Annotated in this window: 17 protein-coding genes; 10 read left to right on the plus strand and 7 right to left on the minus strand. The window is 72.2% G+C overall.

Translation table 11 applies throughout. The annotated features are described in order from the left end of the window. Positions 1–48 precede the first annotated feature (48 nt). Together GA0070608_RS21450 and GA0070608_RS21455 are read left to right on the plus strand one after the other, a co-directional pair. Positions 49–1,755: an ABC transporter transmembrane domain-containing protein gene (locus GA0070608_RS21450; RefSeq protein WP_091630329.1), complete on the plus strand. Its 1,707-nt coding sequence runs from the start codon at positions 49–51 to the stop codon at positions 1,753–1,755. Then, positions 1,752–3,584: an ABC transporter ATP-binding protein gene (locus tag GA0070608_RS21455; protein WP_245715871.1), complete on the plus strand. Its 1,833-nt coding sequence runs from the start codon at positions 1,752–1,754 to the stop codon at positions 3,582–3,584. The genes GA0070608_RS21450 and GA0070608_RS21455 overlap by 4 nt, the downstream gene beginning before the upstream one ends. An 81-nt stretch (positions 3,585–3,665) precedes the next feature. On the opposite strand, the gene GA0070608_RS21460 is transcribed toward GA0070608_RS21455, so the two are convergent. Then, positions 3,666–5,222 (minus strand): MFS transporter, encoded by a 1,557-nt coding sequence (locus tag GA0070608_RS21460; protein WP_091630330.1) that lies wholly within the window; start codon positions 5,220–5,222, stop codon positions 3,666–3,668. Between the two features lie 108 nt (positions 5,223–5,330). Between GA0070608_RS21460 and GA0070608_RS21465 the strand changes: the two genes are divergently transcribed. Further along, on the plus strand, positions 5,331–5,903 hold the full coding sequence (locus GA0070608_RS21465) for a TetR/AcrR family transcriptional regulator (protein ID WP_176733790.1): 573 nt from the start codon (positions 5,331–5,333) through the stop codon (positions 5,901–5,903). 28 nt (positions 5,904–5,931) lie between these two features. Here the strand turns inward: GA0070608_RS21465 and GA0070608_RS21470 are convergent, their stop codons facing one another. The 3 genes from GA0070608_RS21470 to GA0070608_RS21480 are packed head-to-tail and all read right to left on the minus strand — an operon-like array spanning position 5,932 to position 8,695. Further along, positions 5,932–6,537, minus strand: coding sequence for a hypothetical protein (locus tag GA0070608_RS21470; RefSeq protein ID WP_091630332.1), 606 nt, complete (start codon positions 6,535–6,537; stop codon positions 5,932–5,934). Further along, the gene (locus GA0070608_RS21475; RefSeq protein WP_091630333.1) at positions 6,534–7,895 is read right to left on the minus strand and encodes a hypothetical protein; all 1,362 of its coding nucleotides are present in this window, start codon (positions 7,893–7,895) and stop codon (positions 6,534–6,536) included. The genes GA0070608_RS21470 and GA0070608_RS21475 overlap by 4 nt, the downstream gene beginning before the upstream one ends. Then, complete coding sequence (locus tag GA0070608_RS21480; RefSeq protein WP_091630334.1) at positions 7,892–8,695, minus strand: ABC transporter ATP-binding protein; 804 nt, start codon at positions 8,693–8,695, stop codon at positions 7,892–7,894. Before GA0070608_RS21480 ends, GA0070608_RS21475 begins: the two co-directional genes overlap by 4 nt. 273 nt (positions 8,696–8,968) lie before the next feature. On the opposite strand from GA0070608_RS21480, the gene GA0070608_RS21485 reads away from it, so the two are divergent. Then, on the plus strand, positions 8,969–9,496 hold the full coding sequence (locus GA0070608_RS21485; protein WP_245715872.1) for an RNA polymerase sigma factor: 528 nt from the start codon (positions 8,969–8,971) through the stop codon (positions 9,494–9,496). Next, positions 9,493–10,293, plus strand: a complete 801-nt coding sequence (locus GA0070608_RS21490; RefSeq protein ID WP_091630336.1) for an anti-sigma factor — start codon at positions 9,493–9,495, stop codon at positions 10,291–10,293. Before GA0070608_RS21485 ends, GA0070608_RS21490 begins: the two co-directional genes overlap by 4 nt. A 39-nt stretch (positions 10,294–10,332) precedes the next feature. Here the strand turns inward: GA0070608_RS21490 and GA0070608_RS21495 are convergent, their stop codons facing one another. Next, positions 10,333–10,740, minus strand: a complete 408-nt coding sequence (locus GA0070608_RS21495) for a RidA family protein (RefSeq protein WP_091630337.1) — start codon at positions 10,738–10,740, stop codon at positions 10,333–10,335. Positions 10,741–10,815: 75 nt separating this feature from the next. On the opposite strand from GA0070608_RS21495, the gene GA0070608_RS21500 reads away from it, so the two are divergent. The 4 genes from GA0070608_RS21500 (at position 10,816) to GA0070608_RS21515 (ending at position 15,459) form a co-directional block, all read left to right on the plus strand. Beyond that, the gene (locus GA0070608_RS21500) at positions 10,816–11,439 is read left to right on the plus strand and encodes a TetR/AcrR family transcriptional regulator (protein ID WP_091630338.1); all 624 of its coding nucleotides are present in this window, start codon (positions 10,816–10,818) and stop codon (positions 11,437–11,439) included. A 93-nt stretch (positions 11,440–11,532) separates the two neighbouring features. Next, positions 11,533–12,237: a chalcone isomerase family protein gene (locus GA0070608_RS21505; RefSeq protein ID WP_091630339.1), complete on the plus strand. Its 705-nt coding sequence runs from the start codon at positions 11,533–11,535 to the stop codon at positions 12,235–12,237. A 100-nt stretch (positions 12,238–12,337) separates the two neighbouring features. Then, entirely contained in the window at positions 12,338–13,705 is a 1,368-nt protein-coding gene (locus tag GA0070608_RS21510; RefSeq protein WP_091635730.1) for an MFS transporter, read from the plus strand. Further along, positions 13,702–15,459 carry a glycoside hydrolase family 2 protein gene (locus GA0070608_RS21515; protein ID WP_091630340.1) on the plus strand — a complete coding sequence of 586 codons (1,758 nt, stop codon included), beginning with the start codon at positions 13,702–13,704 and terminating at the stop codon, positions 15,457–15,459. The genes GA0070608_RS21510 and GA0070608_RS21515 overlap by 4 nt, the downstream gene beginning before the upstream one ends. A gap of 29 nt (positions 15,460–15,488) precedes the next feature. Here the strand turns inward: GA0070608_RS21515 and GA0070608_RS21520 are convergent, their stop codons facing one another. Further along, entirely contained in the window at positions 15,489–16,475 is a 987-nt protein-coding gene (locus GA0070608_RS21520) for a DUF2804 domain-containing protein (protein ID WP_091630341.1), read from the minus strand. Between the two features lie 264 nt (positions 16,476–16,739). On the opposite strand from GA0070608_RS21520, the gene GA0070608_RS21525 reads away from it, so the two are divergent. After that, complete coding sequence (locus GA0070608_RS21525; RefSeq protein ID WP_091630342.1) at positions 16,740–18,092, plus strand: phytase; 1,353 nt, start codon at positions 16,740–16,742, stop codon at positions 18,090–18,092. A gap of 58 nt (positions 18,093–18,150) precedes the next feature. Here the strand turns inward: GA0070608_RS21525 and GA0070608_RS21530 are convergent, their stop codons facing one another. Then, positions 18,151–18,891 carry a GntR family transcriptional regulator gene (locus tag GA0070608_RS21530; protein ID WP_091630343.1) on the minus strand — a complete coding sequence of 247 codons (741 nt, stop codon included), beginning with the start codon at positions 18,889–18,891 and terminating at the stop codon, positions 18,151–18,153. Positions 18,892–19,048: the final 157 nt, after the last annotated feature.

Genomic DNA, 19,048 nt, shown 5'->3' on the forward strand with positions numbered 1-19,048 from the left:
TGGCCCATGATCGCTGGGAGGGCGCATCTCGTGTACACACCTTCGCTCATGGCAGGCGACGAGATCAACGGTACGGCGGTGCTGCGCCGCGCCCTGCGCCGCCAGCGCCGTCGGGTGGTGACCGGCATCGCGCTGCTCTGCGTCCACCAGGCCACCGAGGCACTCGTTCCGGTCGCCATCGGTGTGATCATCGACCGCGCGGTCGCCACCGGGGATGTACGCGCCCTGCTGCTCTCGCTCGCCGGTCTCGCCGTCCTCTTCACCGTTCTCGCCTTCGCCTACCGGACCGGCGCCCGTCAGGCGTTCGCCGCCGTGGAGCAGGAGGCACACAACGTGCGGGTCGAGATCGCCGAGAGCGCCCTCGATCCGCGCGGACGCCGCTCGGGTATGCGTGACGGCGAACTGCTCTCCGTCACCGCCTCCGACGCCGAGCTGTCCGCGCTCGTCGTGCGGGTCGCAGGGTTCTGCGCCGCTGCCGTCACCGCCCTCGTGGTCGCGGCCGTCGCGCTGCTCGTCGTCGACGTTCCGCTCGGGCTCGGGGTGCTCATCGGGGTGCCTCTGGTGGTCCTCGCCCTACAGCGGATGGCACCGCTGCTCACCCGGCGCAGCGCATCCCAGCAGGAGGCCCTCGCGACCACCACCGCGCTCGCCGTGGACCTCGTCACCGGCCTGCGCGTGTTGCGTGGCATCGGCGCTCAGGAACACGCCGCACGCCGGTACGCGGCCGCCAGCCGGCACGCCCTCGACGTCACCCTGCGCGCCGCCACCACCAAGGGTCTGCACCTCGGGCTCACCACCACTGTGAACGGCCTCTTCCTCGCGACGGTCGCCGGTGTCGCCGGCTGGCTCGCGCTGGAGGGCCGGCTCACCATCGGCGAACTCGTCGCCGTCGTCGGGCTGGCCCAGTTCATCGCCGAGCCGGTGCAGACGCTCGGGTACGGCGTACAGGTGTTCGCCATGGCCCGCGCCTCCGCGGGGCGGGTCGCCCGGGTGCTCGGTGCCCCGCCGCTCACCCGGCCGGGAACCGCCGGGCAGCCTGCCCCGGACCCGTCGCGCCTCGCCCTCGACACGGTCGGGTACGCCGGACTCGACGGAGTGTCCCTGCGGGTCGGCGCCGGCGAGGTCCTGGGCGTGCTCGCCTACGATCCGAGCGAGGCCGAGGCGCTGGTCGCGCTGCTGTCCGGCCGGGTGCCCCGGGAGGACTACCGGGGAACGGTGTACGTCGACGGCGTACCCGCCGAAGAGCTGCACATCGACGCCGTACGCAGCACCCTCCTGGTCGAGCAGCATGACGTGGCGTTGTTCGAGGGGACGCTGCGCGCCAACCTCGCCGCCGGCGCCAACCCCGACGAGGCGGTCCTGCGCGCCGCGGTGCGCGCCGCGGCGGCCGAGGACGTGCTCGCCGCGCACCCGCACGACATCGACCGCCTGCTCACCGAGCGGGGGGCGAACCTGTCCGGCGGACAGCGGCAGCGGATCGGGCTGGCCAGGGCACTCGTCGCCGACCCACCGGTGCTGGTGCTGCACAACCCCACCACCGCGGTCGACGCGGTCACCGAGGTGCTGCTCGCCGAAGGGCTGGCCTCAGCTCGCGCGGCGGCGCCCCGCGGCACGGTGCTGATCACCAACAGTCCGGCCCTGCTGGGGATCACGCACCGGGTGGCGGTGATCGACCGGGGGCGGGTCGTCGCCGACGGCCCGCACGAACAGCTGCTCGCCAGCGACGCCCGCTACCGGGAGGAGGTCCTGCGGTGACCGATGCATCGACCGGAGTCGGCGTGGAATCGAGGCAACTGCTGCCGACGGCCACCGCCCGCCAGACCTGGGCCGCGCTGCGCGCCGAGTTCGCCCGGCTGCCCGGGCTCAGCGCCGCCGCCGGTACGTTGCTGGTCGCCGCGGCAGCGACCGGGCTCGTCGCCCCATGGGTGCTCGGCCGGCTCGTCGATGACGTCATCGCCGGGTCCGACACGACACAGATCGTGGCCCGGGCGGGCGTGATCGCCGGCGCCGCGGTGCTCGCCGGTGTCCTAACCGCGATCGGAGCCGCGGTCGCCGCACGCCTCGGCGAGACCGTGCTGGCACGGCTGCGGGAGCGGGTCCTCGACCGCGCCCTGCACCTACCGTCAGCCACGCTGGAGCGAGCCGGGACCGGGGACCTGATAGCACGCGCCGGCGACGACGTGGCCGTGGCGACGAATGTGATCAGCACCAGCGGACCCGCCTTCCTCGGCGCGCTGCTGTCCATCGTGCTGACCGCGGCAGGTCTCTTCGCCCTCGACTGGCGGCTCGGCCTCGCCGGGCTGGCCGCGGCCCCCGCCTACGCGTTCGGGCTGTACTGGTACCTGAAGCGTTCGGTTCCGTACTACGCCCGCGAGCGGGTGGCGACGGGCGAGCGGGCACAGGCGATGGCGGGGGCACTTCGCGGCTCGGCCACCGTGCGCGCATACCGGATGGAAGACGCACACGTCGCTCGGATCGCCGATCGCTCCGCGGTGGCCCGCGACCTGTCGCTGGAGATCTTCAGCCTGCACACCCGATTCGGGCTGCGGGTCAACCGGGCGGAGTTCGTGGGGCTCGCCGCCGTACTGCTCGCCGGTTTTCTGCTGGTCCGCGACGACCTGGCCACCGTGGGAGCAGCGACCACCGCCGCGCTCTACTTCCACCGCCTCTTCAACCCGATCGGTCTGCTGCTGCTCCAGTCGGACTCCGTGCTGCAGGCCGGGGCAAGCCTCGCCCGGCTCGTCGGCGTCACCTCGATGCCGGGCTCCGCCTCGCCCGACAAATCCGGGCCTGCCCGCCAGGAACGCTCCGGGACGGCGGAGCCGGGCAGGTCTGGGCCCGCGGGGCTGGAGGTGTCCGTCGCCCGGCACTGCTACGACGACGGACCCGTGGTGCTGCGGGACATCGCCCTCCGGCTCACACCGGGAGAACGCGTCGCCCTCGTCGGAGCGAGCGGAGCGGGCAAGAGCACCCTCGCCGGCATCGCCGCCGGAATCATCGCGCCCACTGACGGCTCGGTGTCCCTGCGCGGTGTGCCGCTGGCGCAACTGGGCGACCACCGCGTCCGTCGCGAGATCGCCCTGATCAGCCAGGAGGTGCACGTCTTCGCCGGGACGCTCGGCGAAGACCTACGCCTCGCCGACCCGGACGCCACCGACGCCGAGCTGACCGCAGCCCTCGACCTCGTCGGCGTCACCGATTGGCTCCGTACCCTGCCGGACGGCCTCGACACGTGCGTGGGGGAGGGGGGACGGCAGCTCACCGCCGCCCAGGCCCAGCAGCTCGCCCTGGCTCGCCTCGTCCTCGCCGACCCCGCCGTCGCGGTCCTCGACGAGGCCACCGCGGAGGCTGGCAGCGCGGGGGCGCGTGACCTCGACCGAGCCGCCATGGCGGCCACCGAGGGCCGTACCACGCTGATCGTCGCCCACCGCCTCAGCCAGGCGGCCACCGCGGACCGCATCGTCGTCCTGGAACACGGGCGGGTCGCCGAGCACGGCACGCACGACCAACTGCTGGCGGCCGGGGGCCGGTACAGCCAGCTGTGGCGTTCCTGGAGCACGCCCGATCTCATGGTCCCGAAGTGAGGTTCCCCCGGTTACACCGGGTCTTCTGACCATGGTCTGACGGGCCGTGGGGAGGAGGGCCATCGCGCATCCATCACCGGCCTAGCGTCCCGGACGCCGGTCGGAGGGGACGATCTTCCACGCCACCAGTGCCGCCACCACCAGCAGGACCGCGGCGATGACCGAGGTGACCTGCATGCCGTGGGCGAAGGCGTCGCGGGCGGCGGTCAGGATCTGGGTGCCGTGCCCGTCGGTGCCGGCCAGAGCCTGGGTGCCGGCGGCCAGCGATTCGGTTACCGCTTCCCGGGTGGCGCCGGTCAGGCCGGACAGGTCGGGCAGGCCGGCGCGGTACAGCACGGCGTGCAGGGTTCCCAGCAGGGCGATGCCCAGTGCGACGCCCAGCTCGTAGGACATCTCGGAGATCGCGGAGGCGGCGCCGGCCCGTTCGCGGGGCACCGAGCTCAGGATCGCGTCGGTGGAGGCGGTGAACGCGATCCCGATCCCCAGCCCGATCAGGATCAGGCCTACGGCCATGCCGGTGTAGCCGGTGGCGCCTTCGGCCATCGCCAGCACACCGAGCCCCGCCGCGGCCACCAGCAGTGCGGCGGCGAGAGTGTGCCCCACGCCGAGCCGGACGATGATCCGGACGGCGACGACAGCCACGACGATGGAAGCCAGCGTGGCGGGCAACTCCCGCAGCCCTGCCTGCAGGGGCGAGTAGCCGCGGACCAGTTGCAGGTACTGGGAGAAGAAGAACAGCAGCCCGCTGAATGCGAAGATGGCGATCATCGAGGCCAGGACGGTGCCGGTGAACGCCGGCCGGGTGAAGAGCGTGATGTCCATCAGGGGCGCCCGCAGGTTGCGCTGGCGGCGTACGAACACCACCGCGGCACCCACGGCGAGCGCGGCGGCGAGCAGGCCGACCGGATCGACGCCGGCCTTGGCGGTGTGCTTGACCGCCCACACCAGCGGCACGATCGCGGCCACCGACAGCACGGCGCTGAGCAGGTCGAAGCGCCCGGGAGCGGGGTTGCGCGACTCGGGCACCAACAGCGCGACGGTGACCAGCACCAGCAGCATGATCGGCAGGTTGATCACGAAGACCGATCCCCACCAGTAGTGCTCCAGCAGGGCGCCGCCGACCAGTGGGCCCAGCGCCGCGCCGCCGGAGGCGCCGGCCGACCACACCGCGATGGCGCGGGTACGCTGCCCCGGGTCGGTGAACACGTTGCGCACGATCGACAGGGTCGAGGGCATCAACGTCGCCCCGGCCACGCCCAGCAGGATCCGGGCGGCGATCAGCCAGCCGGCGGTCGGTGCGAACGCGGCCAGCAGTGAGGCGGCACCGAAACTGGCGACGCCGATCAGCAGCAGCCGCTTGCGGCCGATGCGATCGGCCAGGGTGCCCATGCTGATCAACAGGCCAGCCAGGGCGAAGGAGTAGGCGTCACCGATCCACAGCACCTGGTTGGCGGTGGCTCCGAGGTCGGCGGTCAGGGCCGGCATCGCCAACGCCAGCACGGTGCCGTCGACAGCCAGCAGGGTCACCGCCAGGGTGAGCGCCGCCAACGCGGCCCACTGGCGGCCTCCGGCACGTGCCGGGCGAGGGGACGTGGTCGGCGTGGGGCCGGCCAGCGGGGAGGGCGTCGCGGACGTCATGCTCCCAAGCTATCGACCATATGGTCGGCTGTGCAAACCATTTGGTCGGCTCGTAGGATCGACGCAGCGGCGAACGGGTGCCGCCACGGGACGAGCCGGGAGGCTGCGGTGCAAGATCGGGAACGGGACACGGCCAGGACCCGCCGGGTCGTGCTGGACGCCGCCGCGAAGGTGGTCGGCACGCACGGGTCCGGTGCCAGCGTGGACGCGATCGCCCGGGCGGCCGGGGTTTCCAAGGGTGGGCTGCTGCACCACTTCCGCTCCCGCGACCAGCTGCTGCTCGCATTGGCCGAGGACCTGGCCGAACAGTTCGCCGCCGCGGTGTACGCGGCGGTCGACCCCCGCGACCACGCCCCCGGCCGCCTGGTGCGCGGCTACGTCAACGCCACCTTCGACGACCTGCTCGACGAGTCCAGGGTTCCCGAGCAGGCCGTGCTGGCCGCCACCCTCTCCAACGTCCCCGGCGTCGCGGAGGTGCTGCGACGCGACAAGCAGCGCTGGAAGGAGGCGTTCGACGCCGACAAGCTGCACCCCCAACGGGTCCTGCTCATCACCCGGGCCGCCGACGGCGCAGCCATCGCCGGCCTGTACGAGGGGGGCAGCGACCCGGGGGAGCTGGAACACGCCCGTCGACTGCTACTGGCCCTCAGCCGCCACGACGGGCCCCTGCTGGATCTCTGAGCTTCACGGAGGGTGCCCAGGGGGCGGCTCAGCCGTGGTGGTCCGGGCTCGCGCGGCGAGGGCAACCGAAGATCGCGTACGCGGCGAGCCCGGCTACGGCGAGGGCCGCCGCGACCGCCGTGCTCGTCGCACCGGCGGGCTGTCGCACCATCCAGCCGACCGCCTGCCGGGCCGGCTCGGTGCTCGGTTCGGCGACCGTCACCGCCGACAGTGTCCACACCAGAGGCGGGATCCAGGCCCGTCCGGCGCCGAACAGCACGGCGGCGAGGGCACAGAGTCCGAGCAGGCCGACGCCGTCGCGCGCGACCAGCCAGAGAGGCGCGAACCGTGCTCCGGTCGGCCAGGCGGCCAGCGGAACCGCGACGACCAGCGCGGCGGCGAGCAGGAGGTGGCCGGCGCGGCGCAGCGGCCACCGGACCGAGCCGGTCGCCTCCAGCCCTTCGTCGGGCGCGGCGAGGGTCGGGGTGAGCGCGGCGCCCATCAGCAGGGCGGTGAGCGCGGTGAGCTTGTCCGGGATGATCCGGTTCGACCCGAAGGCGAGGCACAGTGCCCACGTGATCGCGGGCACCGCGACGGTGACGGCGACCGCTGTCGGCAGCCGCCGGGAACGGGCGTACAGGTAGGCCCATCTCATGGCGTGGTCTCCCCGGCGAGGATCGGGTAGAGCGCGTTCCGGCAGTCCTGCGCGGCGCGGCGCAGCGCCCCCATGCGCCGGAGTTGCTCGTCCTGCGGCAGCGCGGTCAGGTCCCGGTAGAACCGCTGCTCCATCTCGTCGAACTCCGCCATGTTCGGCATGGTCGAGCGGGCGGGCGGGCGGCCGCGCAGCCAGGCGCTGGCCGCCGAGCGGGCGGCGCTTTCGGGCTGCCACCCGTCGTCGTCGGGGTGGGTGGGTGGGCACCATGGGATGCTGCCGCTGAGCATCTCGTCGCGCATTTCGTCGCCGGTCAGCTCGAGGCGACCGGACGGGTCGAAGTAGAGCGGGAACCACAGCGTGTCGGCGGGTTGTGGGGCCCTCGACAATTCATCGCCCGTTGCCCCCACCCGTTCGACCCGCTCGACCGCGCTGGTGGGGGCGTCGGGCAGCTTCGCCAGCGTCGCGAGGCTCGCCCGGGCCGGGCCGACGACCTCGGGCAGCGTCGCGGCGTGCACCCGGGTGACGCAGACCCGGGGCTCGCCGTCGGCGCAGACCAGGGCGGCGGCGCCGTGATCGAAGGCGTAGGCGGCCGTGGGTCCTCCCGCCGGCAGCAGCGGCACGGCGAGGGCACCACCCACCAGGGCCGGGACCAGCGCGAACGCGACCTGGCGTGGTCGCCCGGCGGACAGCAGGCCGGCGGCGGTCACGGCCAGACCGACCAGCCACAACGCCTGGCCGGCGTGGACGCGACTGAGAATGACGGAGAATTCGTCGCCGCCGTCCAGCAGCGGATCGAGCAGGGCGAAGCCGGGGATCTGGTCGTCGAGATCGCTGGTGAAGGAACTCTTCATTGCGATGATGGCCCCGGCGGCGACGACCGCGGCGGCCGGCGCGACCACGGGCTGGGGCAACACCCGCCCGAGGGACAGGCCCAGCCAGGCGGCGGCGACCAGGGCCACCGCGCCGACCGCGACCGTCTGCGGCAGCCCGGGCGGCAGGTAGGTGGCGTTCGGGGCGACCCGGACCGCGCCCACCGCGAAGGTCAGCAGGTGCGCGGCCAGCACCGTGACGGCCAGCGCGGCCGCCGCGACGAGCCTCCGCTGCGCCCCGGGACGGGGCGTGGTGGCCAGCAGCTCGTCCATCCGCTGGCGGCGTTCCCGCCGGCCGTACCAGGCGCCGCCGGCCAGCGCCAGCGGTATCAGCAGCAGCAGCCCGACCCGGTGCAGGGCCGCCAGGGTCGTCCAGCGGCCGGAGGCGTCGTTCCTCAGCACCAGGTGAGCCACCCCGATGGCCAGCAGCAGCAGCCCTATCCAGGGCGCGGCCGAGCGCCGCAGCTCGATGCGCAGGACGCGGGTCACCGCGCCACCTCCCCGCGGCGCCGACGCAGCAGCGCCGTGTATCCCCGTTCGGCGGGGCTGTCCCCGGCGTCGCCTGCGCCGCCCTCGGCGATCAGCTCCTGCGGGGTGCCCTGCCACAGCAGCCGCCCGTCGTGGATCAGCACGACCGCGCCGCAGGCGGCGACCACGTCCTCCACGAGGTGCGTGGAGACCAGCACGCAGGCGTCTGTGCCGAGGTCCCGCAGCAGCTCGCGGAAGTCGACCCGCTGCTCCGGGTCGAGGCCCACCGTCGGCTCGTCGAGCAGCAGCAGCTCCGGTGAGTTGACGATGGCCTGGGCGATGCCCGCCCGGCGCAGCATCCCGCCGGAGAGCGTCTTGAGTCGGGAGTCGGCCCGGTCGGTCAGGCCGACCCGGTCGATGGCGTGCTGCACCGCACCGGGGATCTCCCGGCGCGGCATCTCCTTCAGCCAGGCCATGTACTCCACGAACTCCCGCACCGTGAAGCGCGGGTAGTAGCCGAAGTGCTGCGGCAGGTAGCCCAGCGCCCGGCGCACCTCACGCAGCCCGCCCGGGCCGGCGGCCGAGCGGCCGAGCAGCCTCAGCTCCCCTGCGGCGGGCGACACGACCGTGGCGAGCGCCCGGATCAGCGTCGTCTTGCCTGCCCCGTTCGGCCCCAGCAGCCCGTGCACGCCGACGCCGAGCCTGAGATCGAGCCCCTGGACGGCCATCCGGCGTCCGGCCCGCACGCACAGCCCGTCGGCCGCGACCTGCCAGGCGTACGTCGTCGTCGCCACCTCGGCGGCGTCCACCGTGCGCGTCATCGTGGCACCACACGCCTCTCCCTACTGTCCGGTCGCGGCCGCACTCGACGCGGTACCGCTGACACCCACTAGACGATGTGCCACGCGGTTCGGTTCTCGGGTGTCGGGGCGACCGGGCCTCAGCCGGTCACCGGCCCCGTCACGGCGGCCCCGTATGCTCCGGCATTCGGCGCCGCGCGGTGTGGACGTGGGTGACCGACGCCACGGCGGATGCGAGCGGGGAGGAGAACCGGATGAGGGTGACGCGTCGTCCTTCTCCACGTGGACCCAGCCGTGGATGAAGAGCAACTGTTGCGCCGGGTGGCGCGCGGGGACCGGGCCGCCTTCGAGGAGCTGTACCGGCGTACCGCGCCGTGGCTGGCGGCCCGCCTGCGGCGCCGCTGCGCCGATCCGGACCTCGTCGCCGAGGTGATGCAGGACACCTACCTGGCGGTGTGGCGGGCCGCCGGCTCGTTCGCCGGCGCGGCCGGGGACGGCAGTGGTGCCGGCTGGCTGTGGAGCATCGCCGGGCGGCGGCTCATCGACGGGTTCCGCCGTCGGGCCCGGCAGCAGGCCGCCCCCGCAGCTCTTCCGTCGTCGCACGCACGCGCGGCGGAGGACGAGGCGCTCGACGGCGTCCTCGGCGACGAGATGAGCACCGCGCTGCGGGACCTGGCGCCCGAGCTGCGCGCGGTGCTGCAGGCGATGGTCCTCGACGGGTTCACCGTGCGGGAGACGTCGATCCTGCTCGGAGTGCCCGAGGGCACGGTGAAGACGCGGGCCCGCCGGGCCCGCCTCGTGCTGCGGGAGGCGCTGTCATGACCACCCACCCGTCGGCGGCTCTGCTGTCCCGCTACGTCGACCCCGACGCCGCGTTCGACGATCCGGCGCTGTGGGCGGTCGAATCCCACCTCGACACCTGCCCGACGTGCCGGGCCCGGCTCGGTGACCTGCTCACCGCACCCGCCAGGGAGCTGGTCAGCGTGGTGCACACGGCCGTCACCGGCGAGATCGCCCGCCACGGGCCACCCGCCCGGCACCGCCCCTGGCTCGCCACGACGCGCCGCTGGCTGATGTGGGCCTGGCTGCCCTGGCTGGGCATGGCGAGCGCCGCGCTGGTCACCGCGTTCCTCATGCAGTACCAGTTCCCGCAGGCGCCCTCTCTGGTGCTGCTGGTGGCGCCGGTCGCGCCCCTGGTGACGATGGCGGGCACCTGGCACCGCCGCAACGACCCCGCCTGGGAGATCGTCGCGACCACACCGAAGGCCGGGTTGCCGCTGCTGTTGCGGCGCGTCTTCGTCGTCCTGCTCTGCCTGGTTCCGGTGCTGGTCGTCGTCGGCGGGCTGGCCGGGCAGTCCCCGGCGCGGTGGCTGCTGCCGTGCCTCGGCTTCACCGCCCTGACGTTGCTGCTCGGTGCACGCATCGGCGTGACCCGCGCCGCCCTGGTGCTCGGCACCGGATGGCTGCTCGCCGTGCTGCTGCCAGCGCTCGTCACGGCGCGTCTTCCGGTGCTGCTCACACCCGCGGGCACGCCCGGTTGGCTGGCGGTGACCGGTGTCTGCGTGGTCGCGCTCGTGGTCGTCCGCGACCGGTACCGCAGGCTCGATGGTTGGCAGTGACCTCCCGCGCCGGACTGCCGTCCGGCCCGCCCTGCCTGATCAGTCGATGACCGCGATGGCCTCGATCTCGACCAGGAGATCGGGGCCGGCCAGCGCGCTGATGCCCAGCCCAGTGAGCGGCGGGGTCGGGGTGACGCCGAGCTTGGTGTTGGCCCGGTTGATCCCCTCGATCAGCGCGGGCATCTTGTCGGGCGTCAGGTCGACGACGTAGGCGGTCAGTTTCGCCACGTCGTCGAAGGAGGCGCCGACCGCGGCCAGGGCGGTGGCGATGTTGAGGCAGGCCTGCTCCGTCTGGGCGGCGTAGTCGCCCGCGCCGACCGTGGTGCCGTCGGCGTCGACGGCGACCTGGCCGGCGAGGAAGACCAGTTTCGAACCGGTGGCGACCGACACCTGCCGGTAGAGGTCGACCTTCGGCAGTCCTTCGGGGTTCACCAGGGTGATGGCCATGTTCGTTCCTTGTCGTCGAAGTCCGTGACTCGCTTGTCGGAAACATAGCACAGCTATGTTATGTATTCTGGGGGCATGGCGAGAACGAAGGATCCGGCGGTTCGCACCCTGCTCGTCGAGCGGGCCGCGCACATGCTCCGCACCCGCGAGCCCATCACCCTGCGCTCGCTGGTGGCCGGGACGGGCGTGTCGACGATGGCCGTCTACACCCACTTCGGCGGCATGGACGGCATGTGGAAGGCCCTGCGGCAAGAGGGCTTCACCCGCCTCGGCGCCCGGCTCACCACCGTGACGACGTCGGACGACCCGGTCCGGGACCTGACCGCCCTGGTTGCCGGCTACCTCCACAACGCCCTGGACCACCCCGACCTGTACCGGGTCATGTTCGACGCCAACTTCGACCTCGAAGACGCCCAGGCGGCGGACGACACCCTGGAGCACCTGGTCCAGGCGGCGGCACGGGGCCGGAAGGCCGGCCGTTTCCGCGCCGACACCGTGCCGTTGGAGCTGGCCACCCAGAGTTGGGTCATCGGCCACGGGCTGGTCTCCCTGGTCGCCACCGGGCCCCTGCCGCGCCAGACGCTCGACTACGGCACCGTTCTGCTGACCGCGCTGTTCACCAGCTCAGGAGACCAGCCCGACGCCTGTCGCCAGTCGGTCGAGGACGGCTGGCAGCAGTTGCTCCCCGCCGACGGATAGCCCCGCCACCCCGGCCGCTGCGGCCGTACGACTCCTGCACGAGGGTCGGTGACGCACTAGCGTGACTGAAGAAGATCACTTGAGGAGTTGGTCATGCCGAACCTGCCGTCCCGCCCCACGTCCGTTCTTCGCGTCGCTGCCGCGGCGGTGCTGAGTGTCGGCGTCGCCGCGTCCATGCAGGCCTGCGCCACGCCGACCCCCGAGGCCGGGGACTCCACCGCCTCGCCGACGGCATCGGCACCCGCCACCGGTAGCGGCGCGACCACAGACGCGCCTTCGCCCACCGCCTCGAAGTCGAAAGACGGAGCGCAGACGGGCAGCGCGGATCCGATCCTGCGGGGTGAACGGCAGATCGTGTTGCGGCCGGTCGCGTCGTTCGAGTCGATCCTGGCGGTCGACGACAAGGGGCGGCTGAACCTGACCGACGGCGACACGGACAAGAGCCTGTTCGTGCTGCTGCCCGCCGGTGGGAGCAAGTACCAGATCCGGACCGCGAAGGCGCAGAAGAGCGGCGAGCCCGACTGCATGGGCCTGCGCGACAACGGCAGTGCCCCGGCGACGGTCGTGGCGACCGCCTGCGACTCCAGCCGGGCCGGTCAGCTGTTCGTCATCGAGAAGACGGAGAAGAAGGACGAGGGCCGGCCGACGTACACCATCGGCGGCGAGGGCAAGGTCTACCTGCGCGCGACGGACGGGCAGGGCCTGACCGCCCAGCGGGTGGGCGAGGGCGACGCGGGCGAGGGCCTGACCTTCGACTTCGTCGACAACGGCGCGGCCCCCGCAGGACCGGGCGACTGACCATCGGGCACCGGGTGAGGACTGATCGTGACGGGGGCGGACCCCGTTCCCGCAGGCGGTGAGTGTGGTTCATCATGTGCTGACCCCCGAGGAGGTCGCCATGTCCGTCCCGCACCCGCTGCCGCCTCCGGCCCCGCCGAACGTCGACGTCCGCGGCGCCGCTGACGCGCCCACCGACGATCCCGCCCGGCTGCGGTCGCGCACCTGGGTCGCGGTGGTGCTGCTCGGGCTGGTCGGCCAGATGGCCTGGACGGTCGAGAACATCTACCTGAACCTCTTCGTCTACGACACGGTCACCGACGACCCGACCGTGATCGCCACGATGGTCGCTGCCAGCGCCGTCACCGCGACGGTCGCCACCCTGCTGCTGGGCGCGCTCTCCGACCGCACCGGGCGGCGTCGGGTGTTCGTCGCGGGCGGCTATCTGCTCTGGGGCGTCTGCACCGCCGCGTTCGGCTTCCTCACCGTGGGCGCGCTGGACGGCATCGCGCCGGTGGCGAACGTCGTCCTGCTCACCGTGCTCGCAGTGATCGCGCTGGACTGCCTGATGTCGTTCCTCGGCTCGGGCGCCAACGACGCGGCGTTCCAGGCGTGGGTGACCGACGTGACCCGGCCGGCCAACCGGGGCCGGGTCGAGGCGGTGCTGGCGATCATGCCGCTGCTCTCCATGCTGGTGATCTTCGGCGGCTTCGACGGGCTGGCCCGCGCCGGTGACTGGCGGACCTTCTTCCTGATCATCGGGGCGGTGATGGCCGTGGCCGGCGTCGCGGCCTGGTTCCTGGTCGAGGACAGCCCCACCCTGGTACGCAACGACGCAGGTTACCTGCGCTCGGTGGTTCACGGCCTGCGGCCGTCCGCGATGCGCGCCAACCCGGGCCTCTACCTGGCCCTGACCGCCTGGTCGGTCTGGGGCATCTCGACGCAGGTCTTCCTGCCGTACCTGGTCATCTACCTCCAGCGCTACCTGAAGGTCGACGGGTACGCCGTGGTGCTGGCCGTCGTGCTGGTGACCGCGTCCGTCCTCAGCGTGCTCTCCGGCCGGGTGATCGACCGGGTCGGCAAGATCCGGTTCGTGCTGCCGGCCGCGGCCGTCTACGGCACCGGGCTGCTGCTGATGTTCCTGGCCCGCGGCATGTTGCCGGTGATCGGCGCCGGGATCGTGATGATGTCCGGTTTCATGCTGGTGTTGGCGCCGCTGGGCGCGCTGGTGCGGGACTACTCGCCGCCGCAGCGGGCCGGTCACGTGCAGGGACTGCGGATGGTCTTCGCCATCCTGATCCCGATGCTGATCGGCCCGTACCTGGGCGCGGCGGTGATCAGCAACGCCGACGAGACGTACCAGGACCTGGGGGTGGTCAGGCAGGTGCCGACGCCGGGCATCTTCCTGATGGCGCTGGCCGTGCTGGCGCTCATCGTCGTGCCGGTGCTGGCACTGCGCCGCCACGGGGTCGGGAGGGAAGACGCGTGACGCTGACGACGCAGTGGGGCGAGGCGCTCGACCCCGAGCAGGTGCTGCCGGAATACCCGCGCCCGCAGCTGGTCCGGGACAGCCACCTCAACCTCAACGGCCGGTGGGCGTACGCCATCACCGACGACGCCCGGGAGCCGGCGCGCTACGACGGCGAGATCCTGGTGCCGTTCTCCCCGGAGGCGCCGCTGTCCGGGGTGGGGCGGCAACTGCGGCCCGGCCAGACCCTCTGGTACCGCCGCACGGTGCGGCTGCCCGACGGCTTCCACCGACCCGGCCACCGGGTGCTGCTGCACTTCGGGGCGGTGGACCAGAGTTGCTCCGTCCTGCTCAACGGGGTGCCCGTCGGCGGGCGCACCGGCGGCTACCTGCCGGTGCGCTGCGACCTCACCGACGCGCTGCGCGACGGCGAGAACGTGCTGGTCGTCGCGGTGCGCGACGACAGTGACACGAGCTGGCACGCGCGCGGCAAGCAGAAGCTGCGCCGGGGCGGCATCTGGTACACCGCCCAGTCCGGGATCTGGCAGACCGTCTGGGCCGAGTCCGTTCCCGCCGCCCACGTCGAGCGGCTCACCCTCACGCCCCACCTGGCGCAGGGCTGCGTCGAGGTGACCGTGCACGCCAGCGTTGCCGTGGGCGACGCGGAGATCCGGATCCTGGCCGGCGGCGTCGTGGTCGCCGAGGCCAGCGCCGCCGCCGGGACCGCCGTGCGCCTGCCGCTGCCCGAGGTGCGCCCCTGGACCCCCGAGGACCCGTTCCTGTACGACGTGACCGTCGGCTACGGCGACGACCAGGTACGCGGCTATCTGGGAATGCGCTCCTTCGGTGTCGGGCCGGACGCGGACGGGGTGCCTCGGCTGCTGCTCAACGGACAGCCGTACTTCCACGCCGGGGTGCTCGACCAGGGCTACTGGCCGGACGGCCTCTACACCGCGCCGTCGGACGAGGCGATGGTCGCCGACATCGCCGCGATGAAGCGGCTCGGCTTCACCATGCTGCGCAAACACATCAAGATCGAGCCGTTGCGCTGGTACCACCACTGCGACCGGCTCGGCATCCTGGTCTGGCAGGACATGGTCAACGGCGGCAGCGCGTACCGCCCGCTGGTGGTCACCGCGCCGGTGCTGACGCCGCTGCGGCTGCCCGACCGGGGCCGGTGGCGGCGCTGGTTCGGCCGCGCCGACGCGGCCGGACGCGACGAGTTCCGCGCCGAGACGCGCGAGACCGTCGAGCACCTGCGCAACGTGGTGAGCATCGCCGTCTGGGTGCCGTTCAACGAGGGCTGGGGGCAGTTCGACGCCACCGAGGTGGCCCGGGAGGTGGCCGCCCTCGACCCGACCCGTACCGTCGACCACGCCAGCGGTTGGCACGACCAGGGCGGCGGCGACCTGCGCAGCCTGCACGTCTACTTCCGCCGCTTCCGCGCGTCACGGCGTCGACCACCGGGCCGGGACCTGCGGGCCCTGGTGCTCTCCGAGTACGGCGGCTACACCCTGCGCGTCGACGGGCATGCCTTCGGGCCGGCCGAGTTCGGGTACAGGCGCTACCGCACCGGTGCCGAGTTGGCCGAGGCGTTCACCCGGCTGCACGACGAGCAGATCGTGCCCGCGATCCCGGCCGGTCTGGCGGCCACCGTCTACACCCAGCTCTCCGACGTGGAGGACGAACTCAACGGCCTGTTCAGCTATGACCGGCGGGTGCTCAAGCTGCCCGAGGAGGTCCTCCGGCAGGTCAACGACCGGCTGCGGCTCTGAGCCCGCGACCGCACAGCCTCCCGCCTGGGCTACCAGCGGTTGCGCGCTTCCTCGGCCCAGCCGACCAGGCCGTCCAGGTCGACCCGCTCGCCGTCGTCGGCCGTCGCCCAACCGGTGAAGTGCCCGAAGCACTGGTGCGTCTCGTTGGCGAGCACACCGAAGTTGGTCCGGGCGATCTTCTCGTGGAACGGGTGGAACTGCACCGCCACCCGCTCACCGCTGATCCGCCACGGCCGCAGCCAGTCGGCGCGGTCGTACTCCCAGCGCAGTTCGTCGCCGATCTTGTGCAGCCGGCCGTCGACGAAGAGGCCGTTCTCGGTCGAGCCGGTGCCGTCGGTCCATTTGCCGCCGAGCTGGATCGCCCGACCCGGGCCGCTGCCGGCGGCCCAGTTCCAGCGGATCGCGTACGGCCACCTGCCGCGACCGTGGTCGAGGACGGCGAAGGAGTCCGCCTCGGTGACCGGATGCTCCACCCCGTCCACCCGCAGGGTGCCGCGCACCGGGCGGCCGACGTCCTTGACGGTGTACTGGAACCGGCGGGTGCTCCAGGGCACCACCACGGCGAGTGACTCGTGACCCGCCGGCAGCGGCACCACGAGATCGACCTCCAGGCCGGGGGCGGTGGCGGTGGCGCGGATCGTGGTCTCCGACGCCGTCTGGTCGATGTCGATCGAGACTCCGCCGCCGCGGGCGCGCACGGCGCCTGCCCCGCTGACCGGTGGGAAGACCGTGCCCCGGGCGAAGGGGACCACCGCACCCCGGTCGATCTCGACCTTCGTCGCACGGTCGAGCACGTAGAGACCGTGCACGCCCGCGTAGTCCAGCGACGAGGCGACCAGGCCGATGATGTGGGTCGGGGTGACGATGCCCCAGTATTCCCAGCGCTTGTTGCGGCCCCAGCCGCGCAGGTTCGCCCGGTGCACCGGGTGGCGGCTCCAGCCCACCGCGGCGGGCCGGAGCCGTCCGCCCGGTAGACACAGGTCGACCGGCCCGGTGATCTCGTTCTCGTGCGTCACGACGGCGAGCGTATCCGGTCGGGTGGGACCGGGCCGGTGATGACCTGGCCGGTCCCGCTGCCCACCGGCTCGCACCCGCCGTGCCAGCCGGTGCGGTCGTCGTCGATCCATCATCGATCCACCAGCCTGCGGCGCAGGTGGACAAGCTGTCGCCGGCATCAGGCGCTGCCCATATGTTGTGACTATTGTTTGTAAGGACATACTGATGTAATGTCCGTGCTCGCAAGGTTCTCCCTCATCCCGTCCCACGTTCCGGGAGGCACAATGCGCTTCAAGCCCGGCCGCCGTCTGCTGACGGTGGCCTCGTTCTGCCTGACAGCGGTGGTTGTCGTGGCGTCGACCTCGACGCCGGCCGCCGCCATGGCCGTCCCGAGCATCGAGGCGGAACTCGAGACGCCCACGCTGTTCGACGACGCCGCAGGTGGCGACGCCAATGCCGACGATCCTGCGATCTGGGTGCATCCGACCAACTCGTCGAAGAGCCTGGTGTTGGCAACCGCCAAGGAAGGCGGCCTGCGGGTCTACAACCTGTCCGGTGGGCTGGTGCAGAGCATCGCGGCGCCGGCGGCGCCGGGACCGGACGACTCGCCCGGCCGGTTCAACAACGTCGACCTGCTCTACGGGGTCCGGGTCGGTGGCGCCACCGTCGACCTCGCCGTGACCACCGACCGTGGCCGTGACAAGCTGCGGATCCACCGGATCAACCCTGCCGGCGGCAGCACGCCGCTCACCGATGTGACGAGCGCGTCGGCTCCGCTGGTGTTCGCCGCGAACGCGGGAGAGGTCAACGACCAGCGCACGGCCTACGGGCTGGCGACGTGGAAGGACCGCGCGACCGGGCGGAACTACGCGCTGGTGAGCCAACGCCACGAGACCACCGTGACGCTTCTGGAGCTCACCGCCACCCCGACCGGGACCGTCACCTATCACAAGGTTCGCAGCCTCACCCTGCCGGCGAGCTTCGCGCTGCCCAACGGCAGCACCTGGACGCCGTGCGACGATCCCGGTGACCTGCCGCAGGTCGAGGGCATGGTGGTCGACGCCACCAGCGGTGTGCTCTACGCCGGTCAGGAAGACGTCGGCATCTGGAAGGTGTCGGCAACCCTGACCGGGACCCCGGTCCTGATGGACAAGGTGAAGGAGTTCGGCCTCCCGCTCGCCTACGACCCGGTGACCGAGGAATGCATCCAGGCCGGCCCCGATCCCGGCTACGGTGGCACGCACATCACGGCCGACGTCGAGGGCCTGACGATCTACTACCGGGCCAATGGCAAGGGCTACCTGTTGGCGTCGAGCCAGGGCGACAACACGTTCGTGGTGTACCAGCGCTCCGGCGCCAACGCCTTCGTCGGCTCGTTCCGGATCGGGCCGGACTCCGACCCTGACGACCCGGACGGCTCGGAGGAGTGCGACGGGGCGATGGTGATGAACGTGCCGCTCGGTGACAGGTTCGACAAGGGTCTGTTCGTCGTTCAGGACGGTTTCGACACCCCTGAGGTGCTCGACGGCGGCGGCGAGCCGCGCACCTCGACGAACTTCAAGTTCGTCGAGTGGGACGACATCGCCGACGATCTGGACCTGGCCGTCGACCCGACAGGCTGGGGTCCCCGACGCTGAACCAACCGTCGCCCGGCCCTGCGATGCGGGGCCGGGCGACCGTGCGTACGTGTCACGATCAGCGTTCGACGAGTGCGATCTCGAAGGTGTACAGCGTCGCCCGATAGACGTGCGAGCCGTATTCGACGGCACGGCCGTTGTCGTCGTACGTCGTGCGACTCATCGTCAGCAGTGGTGCGCCACGCCGCTCGTGCAGCAGCTTTGCCTCCGCGGCGGTCGCGGCGCGCGCGCCGATGCGCTGGTTGGCGACCCGCATGTGGACGCCGGCGGCGCGCAGCATCTCGTAGAGGCCACGCTGCTCCAGCCGTTCGACGGTGAGGTCGGTCAGCCCGTCCGGCAGCCAGTTGTGCATGATCGCCAGGGGTTCCCCCTGCGCGAACCGCAGCCGCTGCAGGTGCACCACCTCGGTGCCCGGGGGGACTCGCAGGGTGAAGGCGACGTCGTCCTCGGCCGGGACCCGAGCCATGTGGAGCACGGTGGTGGTGGGTCGCTTGCTGGCCAGCGTCAGGTCGTCGTAGAGACTGGACAACTCCACCGACCGTTTCACCATGCTGTGCACGACCTGCGTGCCCACCCCACGCTTGCGCACCAGCAGCCCCTTGTCGACGAGGTGCTGGATGGCCTGCCGCATGGTCGGACGGGACAGGCCCAACTGATCGGCGAGCTGGATCTCGTTGTCCAGTCGGTGGCCGGCGGGCAGGGTGTCGGCGTCGATCATCTCCTCGATCTGCTGGGCAACCTGAAAGTACAACGGGACCGGGCTCGTCCGGTCGAGCGTGATCGACAGGGGGATGGTCAATGGTTCCTCATGCTTCGTCGCAGGCCGCGATGCGGACGCCTCAATTTAGCAGACATTAGAATGTCCTGACAAAGTCTTGACTTGGGTGTGTGACGGGGACTACGAATCATGGCACGCATCGTGCTGGCGTCCGCCCGCCACCGATGTCCAACACGTG

It is taken from the genome of Micromonospora peucetia, from assembly GCF_900091625.1.
Taxonomy (GTDB): domain Bacteria; phylum Actinomycetota; class Actinomycetes; order Mycobacteriales; family Micromonosporaceae; genus Micromonospora; species Micromonospora peucetia.

Coding starts and splice junctions, on each gene's coding strand:
- GA0070608_RS21510 (WP_091635730.1), top strand. CDS start 12,338: ATGTCCGTCCCGCACCCGCTGCCGCCTCCGGCCCCGCCGAACGTCGAC.
- GA0070608_RS21505 (WP_091630339.1), top strand. CDS start 11,533: ATGCCGAACCTGCCGTCCCGCCCCACGTCCGTTCTTCGCGTCGCTGCC.
- GA0070608_RS21470 (WP_091630332.1), bottom strand. CDS start 6,537: ATGAGATGGGCCTACCTGTACGCCCGTTCCCGGCGGCTGCCGACAGCG.
- GA0070608_RS21495 (WP_091630337.1), bottom strand. CDS start 10,740: ATGGCCATCACCCTGGTGAACCCCGAAGGACTGCCGAAGGTCGACCTC.
- GA0070608_RS21525 (WP_091630342.1), top strand. CDS start 16,740: ATGCGCTTCAAGCCCGGCCGCCGTCTGCTGACGGTGGCCTCGTTCTGC.
- GA0070608_RS21500 (WP_091630338.1), top strand. CDS start 10,816: ATGGCGAGAACGAAGGATCCGGCGGTTCGCACCCTGCTCGTCGAGCGG.
- GA0070608_RS21450 (WP_091630329.1), top strand. CDS start 49: ATGGCAGGCGACGAGATCAACGGTACGGCGGTGCTGCGCCGCGCCCTG.
- GA0070608_RS21490 (WP_091630336.1), top strand. CDS start 9,493: ATGACCACCCACCCGTCGGCGGCTCTGCTGTCCCGCTACGTCGACCCC.
- GA0070608_RS21460 (WP_091630330.1), bottom strand. CDS start 5,222: ATGACGTCCGCGACGCCCTCCCCGCTGGCCGGCCCCACGCCGACCACG.
- GA0070608_RS21480 (WP_091630334.1), bottom strand. CDS start 8,695: ATGACGCGCACGGTGGACGCCGCCGAGGTGGCGACGACGACGTACGCC.